A 24,449-nucleotide genomic window follows, 5' to 3' on the forward strand; every position below is an offset into this window, starting at 1 on the left:
ACGTTGATTTTTGATTTGCATAGGGAATTGTTAAAATACGCGTATATCAGTTAAGCTATGGTCTTCATTCTAAAATTTAGGAAACGACGACATTGAAGTCTAAAGATAAAAAACCAAATTTTACTCCGACCCGAGACCCTTATGCAGAGCGCGAGGCGGCGAAATACGAGAACCCGATACCTAGTCGGGAGTTGATCCTCGATCTGCTCGCCCATGTCGGTAAACCCTTGTCGCGCGATCAAATTTCTCAGGAATTTCAACTCGAGTCGCCCGACCAGTTGGAGGCCTTGCGCAGACGGCTTCGTGCAATGGAGCGCGACGGACAATTATTATTCAATCGCCGCCAAAAATATTGCCGAGTTAACAGCAAGGATTTAATTGCCGGGCGCATCATCGGTCATGCCGATGGCTTTGGATTTTTAAAGCCGGACGACGGCTCCGACGATTTATTTTTGTCTCCCCGTGAAATGCGTTCGGTTCTGCATAATGACAGAGCCGTCGCGCGAATCGCCGGTCTCGACCGAAAAGGACGCCGCGAAGGGGCTGTCGTCGAGGTGCTGGAACGCAATACCAAACAAGTGGTCGGCCGTTTTTTCACCGAAAAAGGCGTTAATTACGTCGTGCCGGATAATAAAAACCTAGCGCAAGACGTTTTGATACCGGGTGATGAAACCGGCAAGGCAAAAAAAGGCGATATCGTTGTCGCCGAAATCCTGGAGCAACCGAGTAAGACCAATCAACCCATCGGACGTGTTGCCGAGGTTCTGGGCAAGCATTTGGCTCCGGGCATGGAAATCGAGATGGCGATTCGCAGCCATGGACTGCCGCATGTTTGGCCGGAAGAGGTTGAACAGGAAATTCAGGCATTCAGCGATGAAGTGCCGGAGGTTGCTAAGGAAGGTCGTGTCGATTTGCGTGATGTTCCGCTGGTGACGATAGACGGCGAGGATGCGCGCGATTTCGACGATGCGGTGTATTGCCGTAAGACGGGAAAGGGCTGGAAGCTTTTTGTCGCGATCGCCGATGTATCTCATTATGTCGCGATCAATAGCGCGTTGGATATTGAGGCCAAAAACCGAAGTACCTCGGTTTATTTTCCGGAACAGGTGATTCCGATGTTGCCGGAAATTCTTTCGAATGGACTCTGTTCGCTCAATCCTAATGTCGACCGCTTATGTATGGTCTGCGAGATGACGATCAATGCGGAAGGGCAGATGATTCGTTCGCGTTTCTTCGAAGCTGTGATGCGTTCTCACGCACGACTGACATATACCGAAGTCGCTAGCATGCTGGTAGATGGCAACAAGGCCTTAATTAAAAAATATAAGCCTTTAATGCCGCATTTACAAGAACTGTATGCGTTGTACAAAGCCATGCGTCTGAGTCGGGAAAAACGCGGCGCAATGGATTTCGATACTCAGGAAACGCGGATTATTTTTGGTTCCGAACGTAAAATCGAAAAGATCGTTCCGGTTGAGCGTAACGATGCTCATAAATTGATTGAAGAGTTCATGATTACCGCGAACATGGCGGCGGCTAAGTTTCTCAATCGCCGAAAAATGCCGAAGTTATTGAGAATTCATGACGGGCCCGGACCGGAAAAATTATTGGCGCTGAAGACGTTTTTAGGTGAATTGGGTCTGAGTTTGGGTGGTGGTGATAAGCCGACGCCGCTCGATTACATGCATCTAGTCGAGAGTATTAAGGGGCGTCCGGATGCCCATTTGATTCAAACGGTTTTGTTGCGTTCGATGTCGCAAGCGGTTTACAGTCCCGATTTGAAAGGCCATTTCGGCTTGGCGCTCGAAGCCTATGCTCACTTTACGTCGCCGATTCGTCGATATCCGGACTTGTTAGTGCATCGGGCCATCCGGCATTGTTTACAAGACAAAAAGCCGGAAAGTTATCATTACGGATTTCCCGACATGGTCACGCTTGGCGAGCATTGCTCGACGAACGAGCGTCGAGCCGATGATGCGACGCGCGATGTCGTTAGCTGGCTTAAGTGCGAATACATGATGGACAAGGTCGGCGAAGAGTTTCCGGGTATTATTTCGGCTGTGACGTCGTTCGGGTTCTTTGTTGAGCTTGCCGATATTTATGTCGAGGGCCTCGTGCATATCAGTAATCTTGCCCAAGATTATTTTCATTTCGATGCGGCCAGTCATCAGTTAATCGGCGAACGTACGGGTATTCGTTATCGTCTTGGCGATACTGTGCAAGTGCAAGTCGTACGCGTCAATCTTGACGACAAGAAAATCGATTTCGAACTGGTTAAGGTTACTGCCTTGGCAAAGCGCCCTAAAAAAAGACGGCGTAAAAAATGAGCCGAGTCAAAATCTACGGCATTCATTCGGTCCAGGCGGCACTCGATTATTCGCCTCAGCATATTCATCAGGCTTGGGTTGACTCGCACCGACAGGACCGACGTTTAAGTCAATTGCTCGAAGACTTGAAAAAGCTCGGTATTAACCCCGAAAAAGTCGACCGAAAAAAACTGGATCGCCTTGCCGACGGTAATAATCATCAAAGTATCGTGCTTGAAATCGAACTACCTTCGGCGCAATCGGAAGATGCATTGAAGCAGGCGGTTTCCAGTCTTACCGGCATGCCTTTGTTTTTGGTTTTGGATAATGTTCAGGACCCGCATAACCTCGGAGCATGCTTAAGGACGGCCGATGCCGCCGGCGTGCATGGCGTGATTATCACGAAGGACAATGCGGTCGGTATTACGCCGACGGTTTGTAAGGTCGCGAGCGGAGCGGCCGAGACCGTGCCGGTCTATCAAGTCACGAATCTGTCCCGAACCTTGCGTTGGCTAAAAGATCAGGGGATTTGGATTTTCGGTGCAGCCGGCGAGGCCGAGCAAACGCTTTATCAATGTGATTTTAAATTACCTATGGCCTTGGTGATCGGTGCCGAGGGTAAAGGTATGCGGCGTTTGACTCGTGAGCAATGCGATTGGTTGGTCAAATTACCGATGCAGGGCAGTGTCTCCAGTCTCAATTTGTCGGTCGCGACCGGCGCGATGCTGTATGAGATCGTTCGTCAAAGATCTATCCCGTCATAGCTCCAGGAAGTTATTTATCACGATATGCTAAGTGTATTTGTAGATTAACCGTTTTTAACGGTCAGGCTGATAGTCAGTTGGCGTGATATATTTTTTAAGAATATTGGGCCATAAGTCTGCCCAACAGCACATATGATCGAATCCGTCGATCGGCAGGTAAACGGCATTGGCTTGTCGCCGGCTAAAAGATTCGATGATCAAAGCGGGAACATTGTCGTCGTTTACGCCGGCTAGATGAATTTGTTTTATTTTGGCCGGCAAAGGTTGGGCGTCAATCGGGTTTAAAGATGCGTCGAGCGGCAAATAGCCATGATGCAGGCTCCAGGCTCTTGTGTTTAGGTTGGCTGCGACAGTAACAACGATGCTGGTGTGTTCAAAGTAAGGCGCGAGCAATGTGGCGAGTGTTCCTCCGCCGCTATAACCGATTAAAACAACGCTTGCTGTTTTTGAGTTTGTTAGCCATTTTCGCAAGGCGGTCGCCATGCTTTCGACAACTTCGGTCGAATAACGTTTCGACGTCCATAGTGAATTGTGACACTTATCCGTCGAATGTAAGCCGTAGTAGCAAGGCCGGCCCAGTAATATTGCCGGTTCTTCATCTGCTGCCATTAAATGCAATATCAGCGGGTTTCTCGGTGTCGGGTCTTCGGCAATCCAGCGGTTCATTTCCCAAGGCGTGCCGTCGCCATCTAAATAAACATGGACTAACGGAATAATGTCGGATTGCGCCGCAGTTCGGTTCAAATAGGCTCGATGATGAAATGGATCGCCGCTTATTTCTATACTTGTAAGCCCTAAGCTCTTGGCGCTCGATTCAAAACGCTCTGAAGGTGTCGCGCAACCGCTAAGTTGTATGAGCAACACGATTAAGCCGACTATTTCCGGCTTGAGTCTTATTGTCGTTTTTAGGGCGTCCGGGTAGTCTGTTGAGAAGCGAAGTAAACCCATTCTTTCGGCTTAACGGTACTGTCGTTAAACACCGGGAACGAAAAAGAACGGGCTGCCCTCGTGGCCGGCATGTTGAAGCGGCGCGTATTGAGGTGCTTGAGTAAAGCCCACACGGGATGCCGAAGTTCGAACTTGTTTCGATACTGAACGGAAAATATCATAATCTTCGACTAAACCCCGATTGCTTTGTAGTGCATCGATAAAGGCTCTGGCAAATATTGAATGCTGACCATCCCCTTCGTCGAGAACTGGTGCGACGCCTCCTGATGTCAAGACGGTTCGTGCTTTCCGTGTTGCCATGAATTTCAGCCATTTTTCGCGTTTATCTTCGGGCATACCGTCCGGTAGTCTAGCGATCGCCGTTCCGGTCATCGCGCCCGAGTAGCAAGAATCGGCTACAACTAGGATGTGTCGTGCGGCGATGATGTTTAGATAGCGGGTGATATCGTCGCTGGAAATCCAGTTTGCGGTATTGTCGATTTCGGCATCTGTAGGTAGCCAGTAAGCCGCCAGGCTGGTTTTGTCTCGTTCTCCGTGACCCGCATAATAAATCAATAAGTTATCATTTTCTTTCAAAGAATTGCGAATAGTATTCAGCGCCGTCATGATCTGGTGACGATTGGCATTTTGCAGCAATGTGGTTTTGAAGCCATAGCGTTGGCGCAAAATCGACTCGACCGCTTTGGCATCGTTGATCGCGGTTTTCAGTGTCGGTAGCTCCGTATAATCGTTATTGCCGATGATGAGCGCATGATAACGCCCGAAGTCTACATCATAAAATCGGCCGGGTTTTCTAGGTGTCGTCGGTCGGCTGTCTATGCTTGAAGTGGAGATTTCTTCTTGGGTTACGATGTTGAAATTCAGACTGGTTCTTTTGTCTTTTTTATCGATGGCGACGATTTTGATCGGTGTTGTCGCTTCTGTGGCAGTGATATTTATCTTAAAGAAACCCTGCGTATCGATGTTTTCAGGTTTATCATTGACCACTAATGTTTTAAGCCCTGCAGGCGCCTCGACTTTGCCGGTGATGGTTCTTGATGGGGCTATCGATCTTAACAATAAACTCGGAACGCCTCGAGTCAATACCATCGGCGGATCGATAATTTGAATTGTTGGAGCGGCAGAGGCTAACTGTATCAATTGACCGCTTTCCAATTTTGTTACGACTTTGCGTTGTTCGTTAATTCGGTTTTTTAAGGTATTGATTTCCTGTGCAACCGTTTGCAACGATTGTTTTTGCCGGTCCAAATTAGCCCTGATTTCCTTCGCTCTTAGTTGTTCTCTCGGCGAATCGCTTTGTTCGGCCGATGATGAGCCCACAGCTTCTAAGGATCGTTTGATTTCATTAGAGATCCTTATGTAATGACTTTCTTTTTCTTGAAGTAAGGTTTCGTTTTTTTGCAGTTCGCTACGAGCATTAGCGAGTGTTTTGGCGGATTGGTCGTCGATGATCGGTTTTTGCGGAGCGCTAGCGACGATTTTTTGTTCCTGGACTAAGGCGGCTTGAGTTCTATGCTTGATGGATTTCTGTTTGGTTTCCAGGGAGCGTTCTAATTTTGAAATTTGAGTTTGTCGCGCTTCGAATTCGGTTTGATCGGCTTTTAATTCCTGTTCCAACGCTTTCAGTAGCGATTCGTTACGGGTGGATTTGTTTTTTTCCTGTTCGAGCTGTTGTTTTTTTTGCTCTAAGTTTCTTTGTATCGAGCGTAGATTGTCTTGCTGTTGTCTGAGTTGGCGTTGTGTGTCGGCTAGTTGGCTTCGTAATTGATCCGCCTCGAATTTACGTCGAGCGGCATCTTGCCGTAAAGCTTCCAATTCTTGTTCATGAGCGCTGGAAAACTGTGCCTCGACAACCGAAGCAAATTGCAAGTCGGTGTTTTCTAAGCCTGATGCCTTACGATACCAATTTAATGCAGTAGTCAGGTCTTTTTCAACGCCGAGACCTTTTTCATATAAATAACCGAGATTAATTTGCGCTCTCGAATGACCTGTTTCGGCGGCTTTTCGGTACCATTCGGCGGCTAGGCGAGGATCCGCTTGCGCGCCTAGTCCTTTTTCGTAGATTTCGCCGACGTTGATTTGCGCTTCGGGATCACCTTGTTGTGCAAGCGGTAGCCATATTTTTAAAGCGCTGGCTAAATTAGCTCGATCATAAGCGACATATTCGCCTCCGCGAATTTCGCATTCACCCGCAGTCGTTTTGATAGCGCGTCTGGCTGTTAAGTAGGTCATTTGCGTGCCGAGCTTTCTGACTTGTCCGGGTAGCAGGCAATCGACGACGAATAGCTTGTCGGTGTCTTGAGGTTTAAAGCCTTCTAAAGCTTTGAGGCCTTCTGGGCTGGTTGGGTCGGTTGTTTGGCAGCCGAGGGATAATATCAATGATGTCAATATCGCAACAAACAGAGTTTTTTTGGTGCTGATCTGTTTATACTGTGTCGGTAGTTTTGAAATGTTGCCTGACATGTTTTCCCCCTTTGTTAAACAAGGCGATGAATGGTTCTATTGATTTCTTTTAATCGGCATTTTTTGTATTCAGTGTCACAGTATATTGATCGAAATTAATAGTAACTTTATTAGTTTGATTGGGGAAGATCTTCACCGATGCTTTCCATTGTGCGGTATCGAGGTTGCGAAATGCCGCGAAGATAGCCAAATAACGAGCTTCAGGTTTGCTTTCTAAGCTTAAATTCCTGTTTGTATCAGGTTGAAGTTCCAGTTCCTTGCGAAAAATAATGTCTTGGCCCAACAGTGCTACGTCATTGTCGTAAATGGCGAAAAAATCGCTTGTATTGAATTTATCGATTGCCTCGAATTGGTATATTCTAACGACCAATGGCGATGCGCGGCCTTCAATATCGGGATTTAGAAGTTTGCCGGCTTTTAGTTTTAGCTCGAGTATCGTGGGGTCCGGTGTCGGTGCAATTACCTCCTCCTTGGTAGAGCATGCCGTAGTGTTGAGTAGTAATGCGCTTAATAATAAGATTCGCCATTGCGTGTTTAGGCGTGAGAGATCAATTCTATTGCTTTTATTCATGATTTTGTATTGATTATTCAAGCCTAGGTAGGCGCCATGCACTGATTAATTTTGAAGTCTAGCTGCAATTTTATAATTCGGTCAACTTTCGAGTTATTCATGAAGCGGTTCCGAGTTTTCGTAGTGTTCCCGGTGTTATATTTGTTTCATCTCAATTTTCGGCATTGGCACTAAGAGTAATGTCGGAATTTTTTACAGTTATCTAGCCAAACAAGTGGTGTGATCATTATAAGTAATAGGAAAATAATGGATATTATTTTATGGCTTTAAAATTGCTTTTCTTAATGTTATGCAAAACGAGAGACTGACATGAGTTGGCTATTAAGGCTATTTGCCGTAATTCTATTTTTTCCCTCGCCGTTATTTGCAGCCGAAGTTGCGGACGATCATCCTAGCGGAATTCGTAAAATGGCGATGGTTTACGAACACGGCCGCGGCGTGAAAAAAAATTATCGGAAAGCTTACGAATTGTATTGTAAGGCGGCATTAATGTCTGATGTCGAATCGGCTTACCATTTGGGTTTTATTTATTTCAATGGCCGAGGGGTGTCGAGAAATTTATCGATAGCGCTTTATTGGTTCAGGTTGGCGGCAAAAGCAGGAGATCCCTATGCCAGGCGCATGGTGATCAAATTTAAAGATATTAAACCGACGAAGGATTCCCGCTGTCGCCGCCCTGAGCCAGAATTAACGATAACGGCCGAGCAGCATGCAAATCCCAATCGCCAAATTGTCAAATCGTGGGTCGAAAAAATTGCTCCGAATTACGGTATCGATCCTGAGCTGGTTATGGCGGTTATTCAGGCCGAATCTGCCTTTAATCCTGGCGCGTTATCGAACAAAAATGCTCAAGGTTTGATGCAATTGATTCCGGCAACCGCCGAGAGATTCGGTGTCAAAGACACTTTTAATCCTATTCAGAACATCAAGGGCGGTACGGCTTATCTGCATTGGCTGATGCGCCATTTCAACGGCAATGTGGAATGGGTATTGGCGGCTTACAATGCGGGAGAGGGTGCCGTCGAACGCTATAAAGGTGTGCCTCCTTATCGAGAAACGCAAAATTACGTTAAAACGATACTTAAGAAATATCCTAATAAAACACATCCTATTCCGGGTGAGCATCCGCAACAAATGGATGCTTCATGAAAATTTTCATGTGATTTACTTTTACTATTCCCTTTTGATTCGCTGTTTCCCAAGCTCTGCTCTCATCGTTATACATAAGTCAACAATTACTGTTTTGCAATCTTAGCTAATGAGGCTTCGATACCACTTTTTGTCGCCCAACGTTCCCGACTTCGAAATCGCGATCTGGGGATCGCTCCCACAGAGCATCCGCCCCCTTGTGGGAGCGACGCCTTCGTCGCGATTTCGAAGCCACTGATGTTCAATATCCGCAGATTTATCAAACAGCACCGTTTCCAGGTATACGACGAACTCTGTTTAGCAAGTTTACCGATACTTGTGTATAACGGCGAGAGCTCTGCTTGGGAAGGAGCGAACCCGGTCAACGCCGCGCACTTTCATGAACTTCACTGGAATCCGCGGGTTTTCATCCGTCCCGTGGCGCAATCATTCTTGAAACCGGTTAAAATAAGTCGTTTGTTAGCCTTTCATTCGAATTGGAATACGAATCGATAAGATTTGTTTGGTCGAAAAGGCGTTATAAAAGGCTATGTTCGCGTTAATAGTTGATACTTTATGAACTGAAAGCCAACATGAAATCCAAGGATACAACTTTTAGTAACTTTCCTTTTTTCAATATCACGCCAATGGTTGAAAGGAGGGTGCGGTTGCTCGATTGACAGGTGTCGGCAGCAGGGAGCTGTCGTCAAGCCTACATGGACGTATTCACGGCGTTCTGTCAAGCGAGTAATCGTACCCTCTGCTACGCTCAAGTGTATCGGAAAGCAATCATTGGCTATTTCCTAATGGGTTTATTTAGAGTAGGAAAGAGGACCGTTTCAACTGCTAACGCGAACATAGCCTTATAAAACAACTCCGGAAAACATGTGAATCAATCGAAAAAACAACAAGAGAAAACATTGCAGATGGCTGTTTTGATGACGCCGGATATGGCCAATTTTTCCGGTGTCGTGCATGGCGGTTCGTTATTAAAACTGCTCGATCAGGCCGCTTATGCTTGTGCGGCACGGTATAGTAAGAACTATGTTGTAACGGCATCGTTAGATCAAGTTTTTTTTAAGGAAAAAATTCAGGTTGGCGAGTTGGTGACTTTATCCGCACATGTCAATTATGTCGGGCGGTCTTCAATGGAAATCGGTATCAAAGTGGTTGCCGAGAATTTGCGCACGCAAGAAAAAAGACACACCAATTCGTCTTATTTTACGATGGTGGCGGTCGACGAGAATGGCAAACCGGTGCCTGTTCCGCCATTGACCATAGAAAGCGAATTGGAACAGAAACTATACGATGCCGCGTTGATGCGCAAAAAAATGCGCCAGGAAATCATGGAAAAACATATGGCACTACATGTCGACTTACCAAAGGACGATCTTTAATTTATGGGTATTCAGGAAAACTTCGAACAACTTCCGTTAAAGGAATTTACCGAAAAGGCATATCTCGATTATTCGATGTATGTGATTTTGGACCGCGCCTTACCGCATATTGGAGATGGTCTCAAGCCGGTGCAGCGGCGCATTGTTTATGCAATGTCGGAGCTGGGGCTGACTGCGGCGGCAAAATTCAAAAAATCGGCGCGAACGGTCGGTGACGTGCTCGGTAAATATCATCCACATGGCGACTCGGCCTGTTATGAAGCGATGGTGTTGATGGCTCAGGATTTTTCCTATCGTTATCCGTTGATCGACGGTCAGGGGAACTGGGGTTCGCCGGACGATCCGAAATCGTTTGCCGCGATGCGCTATACCGAATCGCGTTTGACGCCTTACGCACAAACCTTGCTGAGCGAACTGGGGCAGGGGACCGTCGATTGGACCGACAACTTCGACGGTACATTGAAAGAACCGGTATTGTTACCGGCGCGGTTACCGAATGTATTGTTGAACGGTACGATGGGTATCGCGGTAGGCATGGCGACCGATATTCCGCCGCATAATCTTAGAGAAGTAGCTGCGGCATGTGTGCAATTGCTCGATGACCCCGATACGCCGTTGGAAAGATTGTTCGACCATATCAAGGGTCCTGATTATCCGACTCACGCCGAGATCATTACACCCGTCGAAGAGTTACGAAAGATGTATGCATCCGGGAACGGTTCGGTCAAAATGCGTGCTCGTTATGAACTGGAAGACGGTAATATCGTTATTACCGCCCTGCCGCATCAAGTGTCAGGAGCCAAATTACTCGAACAAATCGCGGCGCAAATGAATGCAAAAAAATTGCCGATGATCGATGATTTGCGCGACGAATCCGACCATGAAAATCCGACGCGTTTGGTCGTGATGCCGAAATCCAAACGCATCGATGTCGAAGCGGTGATGTCACATTTGTTCGCGACGACCGATTTGGAGAAAAATTTTCGCGTAAATTTAAATATGATCGGCTTAGACGGTCGGCCGCAAGTCAAAAATCTTAGAACGATATTGACCGAATGGCTGATTTTTCGAACCGAAACGGTTAGACGCAGGTTGCAATACCGGTTAGACAAGGTCTTGGCTCGTTTGCATATCCTAGAGGGATTATTGATCGCCTATCTGAATATCGACGAAGTCATTGCGATTATTCGGTACGAGGACAAGCCGAAACCGGTGTTGATGGAGCGCTTCGGTATCAGTGATCTTCAGGCCGAAGCGATCTTGGAATTGAAACTGCGGCATTTGGCTAAATTGGAGGAAATGAAAATTAAAGGCGAGCAAGCAGAGCTCGAAAAAGAGCGGCAAGCCTTGGAAAAAACCTTGGGTTCGAAAGCTTTGCTGAACCGTTTGATCAAAAAAGAAATTCAAGTCGATGCCGAAAAGTTCGGTGACGAGCGGCGTTCGCCGATTATTGAGAGAGGTTCGGCAAAGGCGCTCGACAGCACCGAATTAATCGCGAATGAGCCGGTCACGGTTATATTGTCGCAAAAAGGCTGGATTCGTGCCGCGAAAGGTCATGACATCGATGTTGATGGCTTGAATTATCGTTCCGGAGACGGCTTTCTGCATGCGGTCAAGACCCGCACGACTCAGCCGGTTTATGTATTGGATTCGACCGGACGCGTTTATGCAACCGCAAGTCATGATTTACCTTCGGCGCGCAGTCAAGGCGAACCGCTGACCGGTCGATTCAATCCGCCTGCAGGCTCGTTATTTATCGGTTTGTTGGCTGGTAACCCGGATGATTGGTATGTGCTGGCCGGATCTACCGGTTACGGCTTCAGGGTGCAATTGAAGGATTTATTCAGCAAGAATAAAGCCGGTAAAACGGTTGTTACCTTACCAGTGGGCGCGAAGGCGTTGTTGCCGGTTCGAGTGCATCGCGATAGCGATTTGCTGGCGATTGCGACGCTACAGGGCAGGTTATTGATTTTTCCGGTCAATGAGTTGCCGGCTTTGACGCGGGGTAAGGGCAATAAACTGATTCAAATTCCGCCGAGCGACTTGGCCGACGGTAGTGATGCGGTCATGGCATTGGCCGTGATTTCCGAGCAAAGCGAATTGAAGCTCATTTCAGGAAAACGCACGCTGACGCTAAAAGCAGCCGATATCGAGCATTACAAGGGCGTCCGAGCGAAGCGGGGCTTACATTTACCGCGCGGTTTTCAGAAAGTTGACGGTTTTGTAGTCGCGTAGTTATCCCCATCGTAGATCAAAATTCGGCGTCTGGGTGTCCGCTAAAGGACGCCGTGAATACGTCCATGTAGGCTCTATGCCAGCTCCATGCTGGCAAAGCCTTTATCGGACACCCAGGTGCCTCCTCAGGCACTGCCGAATTTTGAAGTGCGAAAGGTATATTTCGCGCGCGGAGGCGCCCGGGTGCGGAGATGATAGTTCGTTATTCCCATCGCTCCAGCGTGGGAATGCATACCGATCGAGGCTCGACAGCCAAGGTATGGGTTCCCACGGAGGACCACTCATCGTTATACACAAGTCCCGTCATACCCGCCGGGAAGCGGGTATCCAGTGCTAGGGATGGCAAGGCCAATACATCCCTGTAGCCTGGATTCCGGCAATCCATGCCGGAATGACGTGGTTCACATAAAGATGTGTATAACGATGAGAGCTCTGCTTGGGCATGAAGTCTTGGAAGCTCCAGCTTCCCGAAGCCGGCAAGCAGAGCTTGCGAGACGGGTTTCCCAAACAGAGTTTGGGAAACAGCGTAAGATGTGTATAACGATGAGCGGAGGACCATGGGAACCGGAAGAGCCGCGATAACGAACTATCATCTTAGCGCCCCAGCGCCTCTGCGCGAGATTGAAAGATTTAGCTATGCGCTTGTTCGGCGGCAATGACGGTGTTGGCGACCAGCATCGTGATCGTCATCGGACCGACGCCTCCCGGTACCGGCGTGATGTAACCGGCGACTTCTTTGACGCCTTCGAAATCGACATCGCCGACTAATTTTCCGTCTTCGAGCCGGTTGATGCCAACATCGATGACAGCCGCGCCGGGCTTGACCATGTCTGCTGTAATCAAATTAGGTTTGCCGGTTGCGACGACCAGTATGTCGGCCAATGAGGTGAATTGCTTCAGATCACGAGTTTTCGAGGTGCAAATACTGACCGTCGCATTTTTTTGCAACAGCATCAGCGCCATCGGTTTGCCGACGATGTTGCTGCGCCCGACGATGACGGCATTTTGGCCTTCGATCGGAATGTCGCAATATTCAAGCAGACATTGCACTCCATAGGGTGTGCAGGGCGGAAATATCGTATTGCCGGCCATCAATGCGCCCAGGTTATACAAATGAAAGCCGTCCACGTCCTTATCGGCATCGATGGTTTCGAGAACTTTGTTGACGTCGATATGATCGGGGAGGGGCAGTTGTACCAATATGCCGTGTATTGACGGGTTGTCATTAAGGCGTTCGATAGCCGATAGCAATAACGTTTCGCTGATATCTTCGGGCAGGTCGATCAATTCGGAATAAATGCCGACTTCGTGACAGGCTTTGATTTTATTGCGCACATACACTTGCGAGGCGGGATTGTCGCCGACAATGATGACAGCCAGGCCCGGAAGAACGCCTTTTTCTTTGAGTTGAGCTACGCGCTGTTTCCATTTTTTGCGGACGTCCAATGCGACCGCTCTACCATCGATGATTTTTGCACTCATGATTCAATTGTTTATGTAGTAAATATTATCGGCAAGCATAAGGAAGAACGTGCAAGAACGCAAACCCTCCACTACCGGTGGGACACCCTCTTTCAATGCGATTAATCGCCCAAAACGATGTTGTATTTACCGAGCAGGGAGTAAAGCGTCGGGCGTGTAATGCCTAATAGTTTTGCCGCATTTGAAACGTTATGGTTCGAGAAATTCAGCGCTCTTTTTATCGCAAGTGTTTCGGCAGCTTCCCGAACTTCTTTTAAGTTAAGCGGCAGGGCGTCATGGTTTTCGCCGTCCATTTCGAGGTCGTTTAACGTTATCAACGCTTCCTCCGCCATGATGACCGCGCGTTTAATTTTATTTTCCAATTGACGAATATTTCCCGGCCATTCATATGTTTCGATGGCTTGAGCGGCTTCTTTGGTAAATCCCTTAATCGATTTTTTATGTTGGTCGTTGAATTTTCTCAATAAGCCGGTTGCGATAATGAGAGCATCTCCTTCGCGTTCTCTGAGCGGAGGAATATTGATGGTCATTTCACTGATACGATAATACAAGTCTTCTCGAAATGCACTTTGTTGAATCAGGTTTTGAATATTCTGGTGGGTCGCGCAAATAATGCGAACATCGACCGGTATCTCACCGCGCCCGCCCAAGCGCTCAATGGTTCGCTCCTGAATGAAACGTAATAATTTCGATTGTAGATTGAAAGGTAGATCGCCTATTTCGTCGAGAAAAAAAGTACCGCCGTCGGCATATTCTATTTTTCCTTTGGTTTGTTTGACGGCACCGGTGAATGCCCCTTTTTCATAACCGAATAATTCACTTTCTAATAGGTTTTCAGGAATGGCCGCGCAATTGACCGGTACGAAAGGCTTTTTAGCCCGGTCGCTGAGGTCGTGAATCGCTCTGGCGAAAACTTCTTTACCGGTTCCGCTTTCTCCGAGTAATAAAGTAGTGATTTGCATCGGAGCGATTTTTTCCACGGTTCTGGAAATTTCTTGCATTTTTTTGCAGGCTGCGATAATACCATTTAACGGTTCATGGTTTTTTTGCTGAAGTTTCGAGTTTTCATTTTCCAGCGAGGTCAGATGAAAGGCGCGCTGGATAATAGTGTTCAAGACATCGAGATCGACCGGTTTCTGGTAAAAATCGTAGGCCCCCAATGCGATGGCCTGGAGTGCGTTGTCTCTATCGTCATTGCCGGTCACGACGATGACTTTAGTGGTTGGAGCCAGTTGCAGGATTTCTTTTAAGGTTTCGAGGCCTTCGCTGGCGTTGGTCGGATCGGGAGGCAGGCCCAAGTCTAGTGTCACAACACTCGGTTGATAACGCCTCAATGCGGTAATGGCCTCTGGTCTGTCGCCCGCTATGACGATCTGGTATTTTTCAAAGCCCCATTTGAATTGTTTTTGCAAGCCGGGATCGTCTTCCACTATGAGTAAAATACTGTCGTCGCTCATTTCTCGCCTTTTAATATTGCTTGGGTCATATCAAGTTGAACGTTCGATTTGACGCTGGTTTGAGTCGGTTGCTTGTGCCGTTTATAAAGCGGCAAGGTGATCGTAAAAGTTGTTCCCCTACCGGGTAGGCTTTTAACATCGATCGTCCCCGATTGTTTTAAAATGTAATCTCGAGCTTCGTAAACGCCGATCCCCATACCCGCGTTGCCTTTTGTCGTATCGAAAGGCTTAAATAACCTTTCGGCAATAAACTTGTTATCCATTCCGGCGCCGCTATCGATAATTTTGATGATTGCTCTATCAGCCTTTTGTGTTAACTCCAATTTAACAAAGCCATCGTCATCGGTTGCTTCTTGAGCGTTTTGTATTAGGTGTCCGAGAACGGCTGTTATTTTAGCTTGTTCGCCTTGAATTTCGCAGTCTTGGTTAAGACCGAAGGCAATTTCCAAGGTCGGGCGGTTGCTTGACTGTTGTTGCGCGACGTCTTGTATGATGTCATTTAGGTTAAGTACGGCTTGGGTTTCTGATTGTATATTGCCTTTTTTCAATTGATCGATGATGTGTTGCATTTTTGTCACGACATTTTGCAAGGTATCGATGGAATCTTCAATGAATTCGGGGTTATGTTTATGTTTTTCTGCATTTTTAACTATCATCGCAACTTGCGCGATCAAATTTTTTAAATCGTGCACTACGAATGCGGATAGTCTGCTGTAGGCTTCGAATTGTCGAACACGAGACAATTCGTCAAGCGTTTGGTTTAAGGCGAGGGCATTACTCAATTGGAATCCGACAGTCTTTAGTAAGTCGAGATCCTCCCAGTTAAGTGCCCTGGGTACGCGCGCTTGGGTAAGAACAACGAAGGCTTCTAATGAGTTTAGCCTGTACAGTGGGATAATGAGCCAAATTTTGTTGTCGTCGAAATTCCACTTCGACAAATCAATATCATCGTACAGATCCGGATTATCATTGTATTGTACGAAATCGATGACCCATTGCTTGTCGGCTAAGAATCGAATAAAAGGTTCGTCTTTATCAAACAATTGTTCCGGTTCGAAGCCTAAGTGTTTGTGTTCGGCTAAATAAAAATCGCCTTGTTCGTTTTTTAGCCAGAGCCCTCCGCCGGAACTCTCCACTAAGTCGGCCATGGTTTTAATAATGAGTCCTGCCAATTCGCTGACCGAATTTAATTGCGCGAGGGTTTTACTAAGCTTGATCCATTCTTCTCGATAATCATAGCGATATTCAAGAAAATGTTTACTCAAATTAACTTTGACTAATGCTCTAATTTTTCCGGAAATAAAAAGAACGATCAGCAATAAAATCGCTAAAAAAATAAAGGTAAATTGAGCGACTTCCCCCCAATTGCCGCCATAGTCACGTATATAAAATCCGGCAACTGACATCAGGACCAAGTATAATCCGGAGCCGAATAAAACTGTGGTATGAAAAACGATTTTTCTTGAAACGGTCAATTCGGTGTCTTTTTCTTGTAAACGCAGCATGGAAACCGCGAGCATAGGCGCTATTATGGCATTGATAATTCCCCGTGAACTCCATATCGCCGAATCCAACGAAAAAAACAGTAATGATTTGCTGTATAGAATAAAGTCGACTATAAACAAAGCGCCAAGACCTACGCATAAGAATTTTATCGACCAACGTTGATCGGAAAATGCGTTGCGATAAATTTGCTCAATTAGCATTAGACCGACAATTGCAAAAATGACATGGATAAATAAGCGCAAGTCCCTTTGCAGTAACTGGTTGATGGCTTGTAGTAAGCTTGAATTGACTTCGTAAAGAAAAACAAGAATTGTGCTAAACAAGATTAACAGGACATTTTTCGATCTAAAAAATAACGATAAGCGTTCCCCCTTGCGTTGTTTGAAGCTTATAAAGCAAAGAAAAATCAGCCAAGCTCCATTGCGTAAAGTCTCTAACGGTAGCGCATCGGAACTGAAATAGAACTGGTCTTGCAGGGTAAACGTTGTGTAACCTAACCAAATCAAAGAAAGAGAAATTGCCAGAAAGAAGGGTAGGAAATAAGGGCTTTTTTTTAGGCTTATAAATGCAAATGGAATTAACAATGCATAACTGGTTGTAGCGGTAAGGTAATTGTAAAAGCTGTAATGTTCCAGGGTGTCCATGTTATTCGTAGCGGTCAGAGAAGGTTAAGAGCCGATGTAAAATCGGTGAAATCTCAATTTCAATGGTAAGGTTTGAGATCAGCAATTCCCAGTTTGAGCATTCTCACTGGATTAGGGTGTGGGGTATCCCTGTCGAGGAACGCCGTGAACCCATCCATGGGGGCTTGACGGCAGAAAAATGCTCCTGCATTTTCTGCATTCGTTACATCCTTGTAACTCAGCAATTGCCGAGGAGCAAAAATCTGCCCCTGCTGCCGACATCTTCGCCAAGCATACCCCACACCCTGTTTGACCCCCAAATTGGGAATTGCTGGTTTGAGATGAAGTCTATATTGAATGATACGGGTTTGTGCTTTAATAACCAATAGGTCATGCGTGGTTGATAAAGAGATCTGTAGCCCAAATTGCGGTGGAAGAATGTCCGGTGTAATTATTCACATCGTCCTATCGTTCCCTCGCTCCAGCATGGTAATGCATGCCGATCTTGTCTCGGCGACGAGGTAGGGGTTCCTATGGAAGACTGTGGGAACCAGAAAAGCCTTCCGTTCATGGCGACTGGACTCTGATAATCCATGACAGAATGACGTGTTTTCGTTAACTTAATGGCAGTGATGTCTATTGGGACCTAAACTGTTTTTCCGCCAAACTAAAGTAACTAAAATTTCCTATGAAGGTTTAGCGACAATGCTGATAAGAATTATTAAGAATTTAACTGTTGTTTTGTGTTTTTCGCTGTTAACGGCGTGTAGTTCGCCTGAAGAAATCGCGATGGATAGTCAAGCGAAAGGAATTGAACTTTATAATCAAGGTGAATATGCGAAGGCCGAGTTAGAGTTGAAAAGTGCAATTCAGCAGGATCCTACTGTCGCCGATGCTTATTATTATCTCGCGCTGGTGAATGAAAAAAATAGGAATTTTAAAAGCATGAAAGATAACTTGATTGAAGCAATCAAGTTAAAGCCTGAGAATCTAGATGCCAAATTACGTTTAGCTAAGGTTTTATTACTGCTGAATGAAGCCGAAAATGCGCTGGTTCAGGTTAAGGAAGTTTTAGAGCAGGAAGCCGATAATTTGGATGCAAAAACCTTGGAGGCATCGATTCTTATCAGACAAAATAAAATGTCTGAAGCGTTGCCGATTCTGGACGAAGTGCTCAAGCAAGATCCAATGCATAATGATGCTTTGTCGCTGAAAGCGGCTTTATTGATGGAAGGTCAAAACTTTAACGAGGCGCTTTCGTTGATTCAGCCGGCTATCGATTCGGATCGCGATAATTTGTCATTGCGGTTATTGAAAATCAAAATTGACGCTCAAAATAAAGATATCGATGCAGTCATAACGGATTATCAAGATCTCATCAGAATTTTTCCGGAAAAGGACGAACTAAAGTACGCGTTGGCTAAGATCTATTCCGCAGCTAAAAAAAATCAAGAGGCCGAACACATTCTGACCGAATTGGTTGACCAGCGACCTAATGATATTCAACAAAAGTTAATTTTATTGGGTTTTATCTATCAAACGGACAGGAACAGAACGGACGAGGTTTTACAAAGCTTTATAAAAAGCAGTCAAGAAAATCCCAAGCACTTGCTGGAATTAGCAAAATGGACTTTGATGGTCAATAACGTAAGCTCTGCAAAACAACAATTAAAAGAAATTGCCGAAAATAAAAAGTTTAAAGCTGATGTTCGTACCGAAGCCGATTTATTATTGGCCAATATTTATTTTGAGCAAGGAGATTATAAGGCTACCTCTGAAGCGGTTCAGGCGATTTTAAATAAAAATCCAAATCAAATCGGCGCAAAAATCCTTAAAGCGAAAGTTTGGGTTCAAGAAGGTCAATTGGAGGAAGCGTCTGCATTACTAAATACGGTGCTCTGGGACATGCCGAATTCCGATGAGGCGATCGTATTAATGGGCGATATTTTTTTAAAGCAGGGCGAGTTAGATAAAGCTCAAAAGAACTTTAAAGAAGCACTCGATATTAATCCGGCTAATTTACAAGCCTTATTTCCAGTGGTTGAAAAAGCGGTCAAGGATAACCATCTTGATTATGCGGCAGAATTGCTTAGAAAAGCATTAGCTAGGAGGCGTAATCAAGTTTCGTTATTAAATAAATTAGTGCAGATCAAGATGGTTCAAAAAGATTGGGAGACGGCCGAAAAATTGATTTCAGCAATGGAGTCGCAACCTAAGTCTATATTTCTGGCTAAGTTTTTAAGAGGCAAATTATACCAAGAGCAGGGCGACTGCAGCAAAGCCATACCTTTATTCAAGGAAACCCTGGCAAGATATCCGTCTCAAGCCGATAGCCTAACAGAAATGGCGCGTTGTCATGAGATGCTGAAACAGCGACCTAAAATGCTTACTTATCTAAATGATTTAATTAAGGATGGCCCGGCAAATATTTCCGCCATTGTGTTGAAAAGTAAGTTGATGACCTTAGATCGCCAATTTGACCATGCCGTTACCTTGTTAAAAAAAGCGATAGACGATTATCCGAACTCGGTTTCGCTGTATTCTGAATTAGCCAGAGTCTTTGTACAAAAAAATCAAATAAAAGATGCACTGAAAACTTATCAACTGGGCTTGGAAAACAATCCAGGGAGTCTTGAGCTTTCTATGTTGTTAGCTTCAACTTATGTCGATCAAAAAAACTACGATGAAGCGGTTACAATTTATTATCAAGTCATAGAAAAAAATCCAAAGCTCGATATCGCTAGGAATAATTTAGCGGCTATTCTATTGGACCATTATGGACAGTCGGATGATATCGAAAAAGCAGTGCAGTTAGTTCAGCATTTCAAATACAGTGATCAGCCTTATTTTATCGATACCTACGCATGGGCTGAATTTAAGGCTGGACGATTAAATCAGGCTTTGTCGATTTTGCAAGAAGTTATTGTTGCGGCTCCCCATGTGCCGGTGTTTAGGTATCATTTGGCTTCGGTTTATCATGCTCTTGGAAATAAATCCGCAGCAATATCGGAATTGAGAGAAGTGATGGAACTCGCAAAATCTACTCAATTCGATCAGCTTGATGATGCGAAGCAACTGATGAGGCAGTTATCCGGGAACCGCGAATAACGTGATTATACCCATCGTAGATCAAATCGGCACTGGTGCCCGTCAAAGGCAGGCACAGCGCCTAAATTATCCAAGACAATTAACCTTGGCCAATGGGCTATGGAATTTAGGTGTTGGGTAAATAGGTCCCTATAGGCTCTATGTCAGCTCTATGCCGGAATCATCTTTGTCGGATACCCCAGCACCTCTTCGGGCACTACCGAAATTTGAAGTGCGAACGGTATAAATACCTACGCACTGGAAGAGGATTAAAGTGAAGAGTTAAAAAACTAATTCTGGTGTGTAAAGAAGTGCGTAACATAAATTTTCGAAGAGCGGGTGTAATGATCGCTTTTTGGTAATGCGAGTGAATTTATGGTTAGTAAGTTTTAGGAAATGGTAATAGGGGTAAGGTATAAATTAAAATTATGCTGTAAGTCACCTATAATTGCATGAGAAAGACGCAGATAGAACCTGGCGAGTCGTAAGGATACGAGCTATTTTCTTGAAAATCATAGATTATTTGAGCGTCGAAGTTGATAAGAATGAACGGAATTCATCGAGCCAGCCGTCTACTATCTGTAGACTTCAACTTCTTTAGCAATTTTTGGGTTGATTCCCTTTGTAAATCAAATAGGATTTACATCGATTTTGGCTTCATTTTTTTGAAGTTTGAGTAAGGACCTATTTCGGTATCAGACAAAACCGAGTTATTTTCGATGCACCATTAGAAAAGGCGCGTGTCAGATTTATTTTCAAATCTAGAGTTTAATTGGTATGACAAAAAAAATATTTATCTTATCTCTGTTCTTCTTGCTTTTGTCCGGGTGCGGCTATCCTCCCTTGACCGATGAATCTGAATTGCCGCAGGACTATACCTATAGAATTGGTCCGGGAGACAGTGTGGAGATATTTGTATGGGGTTATCCGGAAATATCGACAACAGCGACTGTTCGACCCGATGGAAAGATAACCACGCCATTGATCGACGATGTCGATGCACTTGGCAGAACGCCTTCCGAATTGGCGCGTGAAATGGAAGTCATTTTGAGCGAATATGTCAGAGACCCTCAAGTTGCTATCATTGTGGGCGGTTTTCAGGGTATTTACGAACAGCAAGTAAAAATTATCATGACCGGTAGCGGCATGGGAGGAGGAATGGGCGGCGGCATGGGAGGAGGTATGGGCGGCGGTATGGGAGGAGGTATGGGCGGCGGCGGAATGGGAGGAGGAATGGGCGGCGGCGGAATGGGAGGAAGCGGTACCGCTAAAGCCTTTCCTTATAAAAAAGGCATGACATTGCTCGATTTAATGATACAAGTTGGTGGGTTGGGAATTTTTTCCGATGGTAATAGAGCAAGTATTATTCGAAAAATCGATGATGACGATTATCAATTTGGTGTTCGAATAGATGATTTATTAAGCAATGGCGATTTGTCGGCGAATGTTAGGATAATGCCGGGCGATATTTTGATTATTCCGGAATCCTTTTTCTAAATGGGGATGATTTTTAATAGTTGTATTCCGTATAGACTTCGCGCGAAGCATGGTTTATGTGCGGATTTATTAAGAGGTAGTGTTTAGACATGCAAGAGCAATTTGCTGAAATTCTTTATTATATAAAGGCAACATTCCGATATAAGTGGTTTATTATTATCTCGGCCTGGCTCATTTGTCTTCCCGCTTGGTGGTATATACTGAACCTGCCCGATAAATACTCGTCTACTGCACGCGTTCAGGTTGATACTAGAACCATGCTGAGGCCATTATTGAGCGGCTTAGCGATACAGTCTGACATTAGAGGCATGGTCGCGATCATGAAACAGCTGATGTTTACTCGATATCATTTGGAAAAAATATCTAACCTCGCAGGCTTGGATACGAATCTAAACACCGAAAGTGAAAAGTTAGCCTTAATTAATAAGCTGAAAGAAAACATTAAGATAGATGGTGGAAAAAATGATATTTTTTCCATTAGCTATGAGGCAACAGATCCGCTCGAAGCCAAGCATGTCGTTCAATCCGTGCTTACGGTTTTTTCGGAACAAGCGCAAAAAACAGCCCTGGATGATGCCGATTCCACACAGCGTTTTTTATTGACTCAAATTCAAGAGTACGAGCAAAGACTTCGAAACGCTGAAAAAGCGCGGGAAAATTTCAAACGCGCTAATGTCGGGATGCTGCCAGGACAAAGCGGCGATCAAGTTGGTCAAATACAAGAATTGAATAGAACCATTGAAGAGGCTAAATTAGCTTTAAAAGAACTGGATTCGCGAAAACAAGTTTTAAAAGAACAGTTGGTGGAAGCTCAAGAAAGTGCGGAAGACGAATGGGGTCTGTCTCTCAATACCAACAAAGCGGAAGACCCAAGGTTAACGGCCCTGGTCTCTCAGCGTGATGAGTTATTGCTGAAATATACGCGTAAGCACCCAAGCGTAAAGGTTATTAACGATCAAATTAGATCTATTTTGAAACGCAAATCGCAAGAAAAAGAAGAGCTCGAAACGGAAGGTGCGGCTGCGGCGCATTCCAATCCGTTTGTTCAATCTATCAAGGCATCCCTTAACGAAATCGATGCACAGATAGCATCGATTAAATCGAGAATAGAATCTTATGAACAAAAAATCGTTAAGCTCGATGATGAATTCAATCAACGATTGAACGTTGAAACGGAGATGCAGAACCTGAATAGAGACTATAGTGCAATTAAGAAAAATTACGATGCCTTGCTGCAAAGAAAAGAGCAGATGAACTTAACGGAAAAGGTTGATGCCGAAGGTACATCATTACGGTTTAAAGTGGCCGATCCGCCTAATAAACCACTGTCTCCATCCGGGCCTAAAAGAGCCATTCTTTATTCCGCCGCTTTAGGGGGCGGGTTAGTTGTAGGTATCGCGATCGCTTTTTTAGCGGTATTGATAAAGCCGACTTTTATTGCATCCAATCAAATCAGAACGATGACGGGGATTCCTGTTTTAGGCAGCGTCTCTATTGTTAGAAATCGTGAACAAACGAGAAAAATGAGGATGCAAATAGTTCAATATGCGATGGCTTGCGGATTGTTAGTGACTGCTTATGCCGGAATTATGGTTTTTAAAGTTTAGAATGCCGTAATGATATCTTTTGCTCATCAAGTTTGGACATTGCGAATGAAGTGCGAATATATACCTTTTGCACTTCAAATTTCGGTAGTGCCTGGAGGTACCGGTGTACTTGGTCCCTCACCTTACGCTAGGTGAGGGGCCAGGATGGATACTGGCATAGAGTCTACCGTTGCCGAATTTTGATCTACGATGGGTGTATATCAAGGGCAACAATTAACGGAATGATCTATAGTCCGCGGCACGTAAAGATGCCTCATTGCGTCTTTTTAGTGTTTGATAGGTTTGAAATCTATTAAATAATATCTGGAAGAAAGTCGCTAGTCCTTAACAAAATCAATAATATAAGATATATTTGTAAAATAATTCTGAATAGTCGTCGAAACAGAGTAATATTAATGGAAAAAGTATGATTATATCGATCCAAGGACATCTGACAGGCCACGGAATGATGAAATTTTGGAGTAATGAATGAGTATTGAAAAGGCTTTAGAAAAAGCTAGCTTAGCCGAGAGTCTCGGTTCTGCGAAAAGATCCAACTCCATTGTTGATAATCAAACAGAATCGACGCACCCCAATGATGCATTTGATGCATTTTTTTTAACTGACGATAATAATGGTAATGCCAACGCGCACTCCTCAAACGTCGGCGAAAAAAATATCGAACGGTTTAATTGGGAGTTTCTACACGAGCATGGTTTTATCGATCCGTCAGTCGGGCACATGAAGATTGCGGAAGAATTTAGAAGCATTAAGCGGCCGATCATGTCCAATGCACTGGGCGGCATTGAAAAAGGCATCGAGCGTTCTAATCTTATTTTGGTGACTAGTAGCGTTCCGGGAGAAGGAAAAACCTTTTCCGCTATTAATTTAGCTATCAGCATCGCGGCCGAGCGCGATAAGCAAGTGTTGTTAATCGACGCGGATGTTGCAAAACCATCGGTTTCCAGGGTATTGGGTATCAAAAGAACGCCCGGGCTCATTGAATATTTGGAAGGTAACAAGATCGATTTTTCGGATATTATTTTACAGACCGAAATCGCCGGACTTCGTATTGTTCCGGCTGGAAAAGCGCATCAATTCTCGACCGAATTGCTTGCAAGTAACAAAATGATCAACCTTTCGAGAGAGTTGAGCGAGCGTTATGCCGATCGTATCGTGATTTTCGATTCGCCTCCGTTATTGGCGGCCACGCAAGCGGAAGTTTTATCCAGCATGGTCGGTCAGGTTATTTTGGTGATCGAGGCCGAAAAAACGGCTCAAAATATTGTGATGGAAGCGGTCAAAAAATTGGAGTCCTGCGATGTGGTTCTTGCTTTGTTGAACAAAACGCAAAGAAGCATGGATATGAACTACTATGGATACGGGCAATATTGATTTT

The 24,449-nt window shown here is 45.1% G+C and carries 16 protein-coding genes; 9 read left to right on the forward strand and 7 right to left on the reverse strand.

The window, feature by feature from the left end; genetic code table 11:
- The first annotated feature begins 92 nt into the window (after positions 1-92).
- Together rnr and rlmB are read left to right on the forward strand one after the other, a co-directional pair.
- On the forward strand, positions 93-2,327 hold the full coding sequence (gene rnr / locus ACINK7_RS07895) for a ribonuclease R (protein WP_404360789.1): 2,235 nt from the start codon (positions 93-95) through the stop codon (positions 2,325-2,327).
- Positions 2,324-3,070 (forward strand): 23S rRNA (guanosine(2251)-2'-O)-methyltransferase RlmB, encoded by a 747-nt coding sequence (rlmB, locus tag ACINK7_RS07900; protein ID WP_404360790.1) that lies wholly within the window; start codon positions 2,324-2,326, stop codon positions 3,068-3,070. Before rnr ends, rlmB begins: the two co-directional genes overlap by 4 nt.
- A 54-nt stretch (positions 3,071-3,124) precedes the next feature.
- Here rlmB and ACINK7_RS07905 read toward each other — a convergent pair whose 3' ends face one another.
- From ACINK7_RS07905 to tssJ, 3 genes are read right to left on the reverse strand one after another with little or no spacing between them, the layout of a single operon-like run.
- Entirely contained in the window at positions 3,125-4,018 is an 894-nt protein-coding gene (locus tag ACINK7_RS07905; protein ID WP_404360791.1) for an alpha/beta fold hydrolase, read from the reverse strand.
- A 24-nt stretch (positions 4,019-4,042) separates the two neighbouring features.
- Positions 4,043-6,481 (reverse strand): caspase family protein, encoded by a 2,439-nt coding sequence (locus tag ACINK7_RS07910; protein ID WP_404360792.1) that lies wholly within the window; start codon positions 6,479-6,481, stop codon positions 4,043-4,045.
- Positions 6,482-6,530: 49 nt separating this feature from the next.
- Positions 6,531-7,052, reverse strand: coding sequence for a type VI secretion system lipoprotein TssJ (gene tssJ / locus ACINK7_RS07915; protein WP_404360793.1), 522 nt, complete (start codon positions 7,050-7,052; stop codon positions 6,531-6,533).
- A gap of 309 nt (positions 7,053-7,361) precedes the next feature.
- On the opposite strand from tssJ, the gene ACINK7_RS07920 reads away from it, so the two are divergent.
- The 3 genes from ACINK7_RS07920 (at position 7,362) to parC (ending at position 11,812) form a co-directional block, all read left to right on the forward strand.
- Positions 7,362-8,201 carry a transglycosylase SLT domain-containing protein gene (locus ACINK7_RS07920; RefSeq protein WP_404360794.1) on the forward strand — a complete coding sequence of 280 codons (840 nt, stop codon included), beginning with the start codon at positions 7,362-7,364 and terminating at the stop codon, positions 8,199-8,201.
- 905 nt (positions 8,202-9,106) lie between these two features.
- Complete coding sequence (locus ACINK7_RS07925; RefSeq protein WP_040575583.1) at positions 9,107-9,577, forward strand: acyl-CoA thioesterase; 471 nt, start codon at positions 9,107-9,109, stop codon at positions 9,575-9,577.
- A 3-nt stretch (positions 9,578-9,580) separates the two neighbouring features.
- Positions 9,581-11,812 carry a DNA topoisomerase IV subunit A gene (parC, locus tag ACINK7_RS07930; RefSeq protein ID WP_404360795.1) on the forward strand — a complete coding sequence of 744 codons (2,232 nt, stop codon included), beginning with the start codon at positions 9,581-9,583 and terminating at the stop codon, positions 11,810-11,812.
- A 630-nt stretch (positions 11,813-12,442) separates the two neighbouring features.
- Here the strand turns inward: parC and folD are convergent.
- The 4 genes from folD to ACINK7_RS07950 all read right to left on the reverse strand — a co-directional run bounded on the left by folD (position 12,443) and on the right by ACINK7_RS07950 (position 17,266).
- Entirely contained in the window at positions 12,443-13,294 is an 852-nt protein-coding gene (gene folD / locus ACINK7_RS07935) for a bifunctional methylenetetrahydrofolate dehydrogenase/methenyltetrahydrofolate cyclohydrolase FolD (RefSeq protein WP_404360796.1), read from the reverse strand.
- A 101-nt stretch (positions 13,295-13,395) separates the two neighbouring features.
- The gene (gene prsR, locus ACINK7_RS07940) at positions 13,396-14,751 is read right to left on the reverse strand and encodes a PEP-CTERM-box response regulator transcription factor (RefSeq protein ID WP_404360797.1); all 1,356 of its coding nucleotides are present in this window, start codon (positions 14,749-14,751) and stop codon (positions 13,396-13,398) included.
- Positions 14,748-16,901, reverse strand: coding sequence for an XrtA/PEP-CTERM system histidine kinase PrsK (gene prsK, locus ACINK7_RS07945; RefSeq protein ID WP_404360798.1), 2,154 nt, complete (start codon positions 16,899-16,901; stop codon positions 14,748-14,750). Before prsK ends, prsR begins: the two co-directional genes overlap by 4 nt.
- Before the next feature lie 59 nt (positions 16,902-16,960).
- Positions 16,961-17,266, reverse strand: coding sequence for a hypothetical protein (locus ACINK7_RS07950; RefSeq protein WP_404360799.1), 306 nt, complete (start codon positions 17,264-17,266; stop codon positions 16,961-16,963).
- Between the two features lie 253 nt (positions 17,267-17,519).
- Between ACINK7_RS07950 and ACINK7_RS07955 the strand changes: the two genes are divergently transcribed.
- The 4 genes from ACINK7_RS07955 to ACINK7_RS07970 all read left to right on the forward strand — a co-directional run bounded on the left by ACINK7_RS07955 (position 17,520) and on the right by ACINK7_RS07970 (position 24,445).
- Positions 17,520-19,988: a tetratricopeptide repeat protein gene (locus ACINK7_RS07955; RefSeq protein WP_404360800.1), complete on the forward strand. Its 2,469-nt coding sequence runs from the start codon at positions 17,520-17,522 to the stop codon at positions 19,986-19,988.
- A 756-nt stretch (positions 19,989-20,744) separates the two neighbouring features.
- Positions 20,745-21,464: a polysaccharide biosynthesis/export family protein gene (locus ACINK7_RS07960; protein WP_404360801.1), complete on the forward strand. Its 720-nt coding sequence runs from the start codon at positions 20,745-20,747 to the stop codon at positions 21,462-21,464.
- A gap of 89 nt (positions 21,465-21,553) precedes the next feature.
- Complete coding sequence (locus ACINK7_RS07965; RefSeq protein ID WP_404360802.1) at positions 21,554-23,071, forward strand: XrtA system polysaccharide chain length determinant; 1,518 nt, start codon at positions 21,554-21,556, stop codon at positions 23,069-23,071.
- 468 nt (positions 23,072-23,539) lie between these two features.
- Positions 23,540-24,445 carry an XrtA-associated tyrosine autokinase gene (locus ACINK7_RS07970; protein WP_404360803.1) on the forward strand — a complete coding sequence of 302 codons (906 nt, stop codon included), beginning with the start codon at positions 23,540-23,542 and terminating at the stop codon, positions 24,443-24,445.
- Positions 24,446-24,449 lie beyond the last annotated feature (4 nt).

This window comes from Methylotuvimicrobium sp. KM1 (assembly GCF_044788715.1).
In the GTDB taxonomy this organism is placed as follows: domain Bacteria; phylum Pseudomonadota; class Gammaproteobacteria; order Methylococcales; family Methylomonadaceae; genus Methylotuvimicrobium.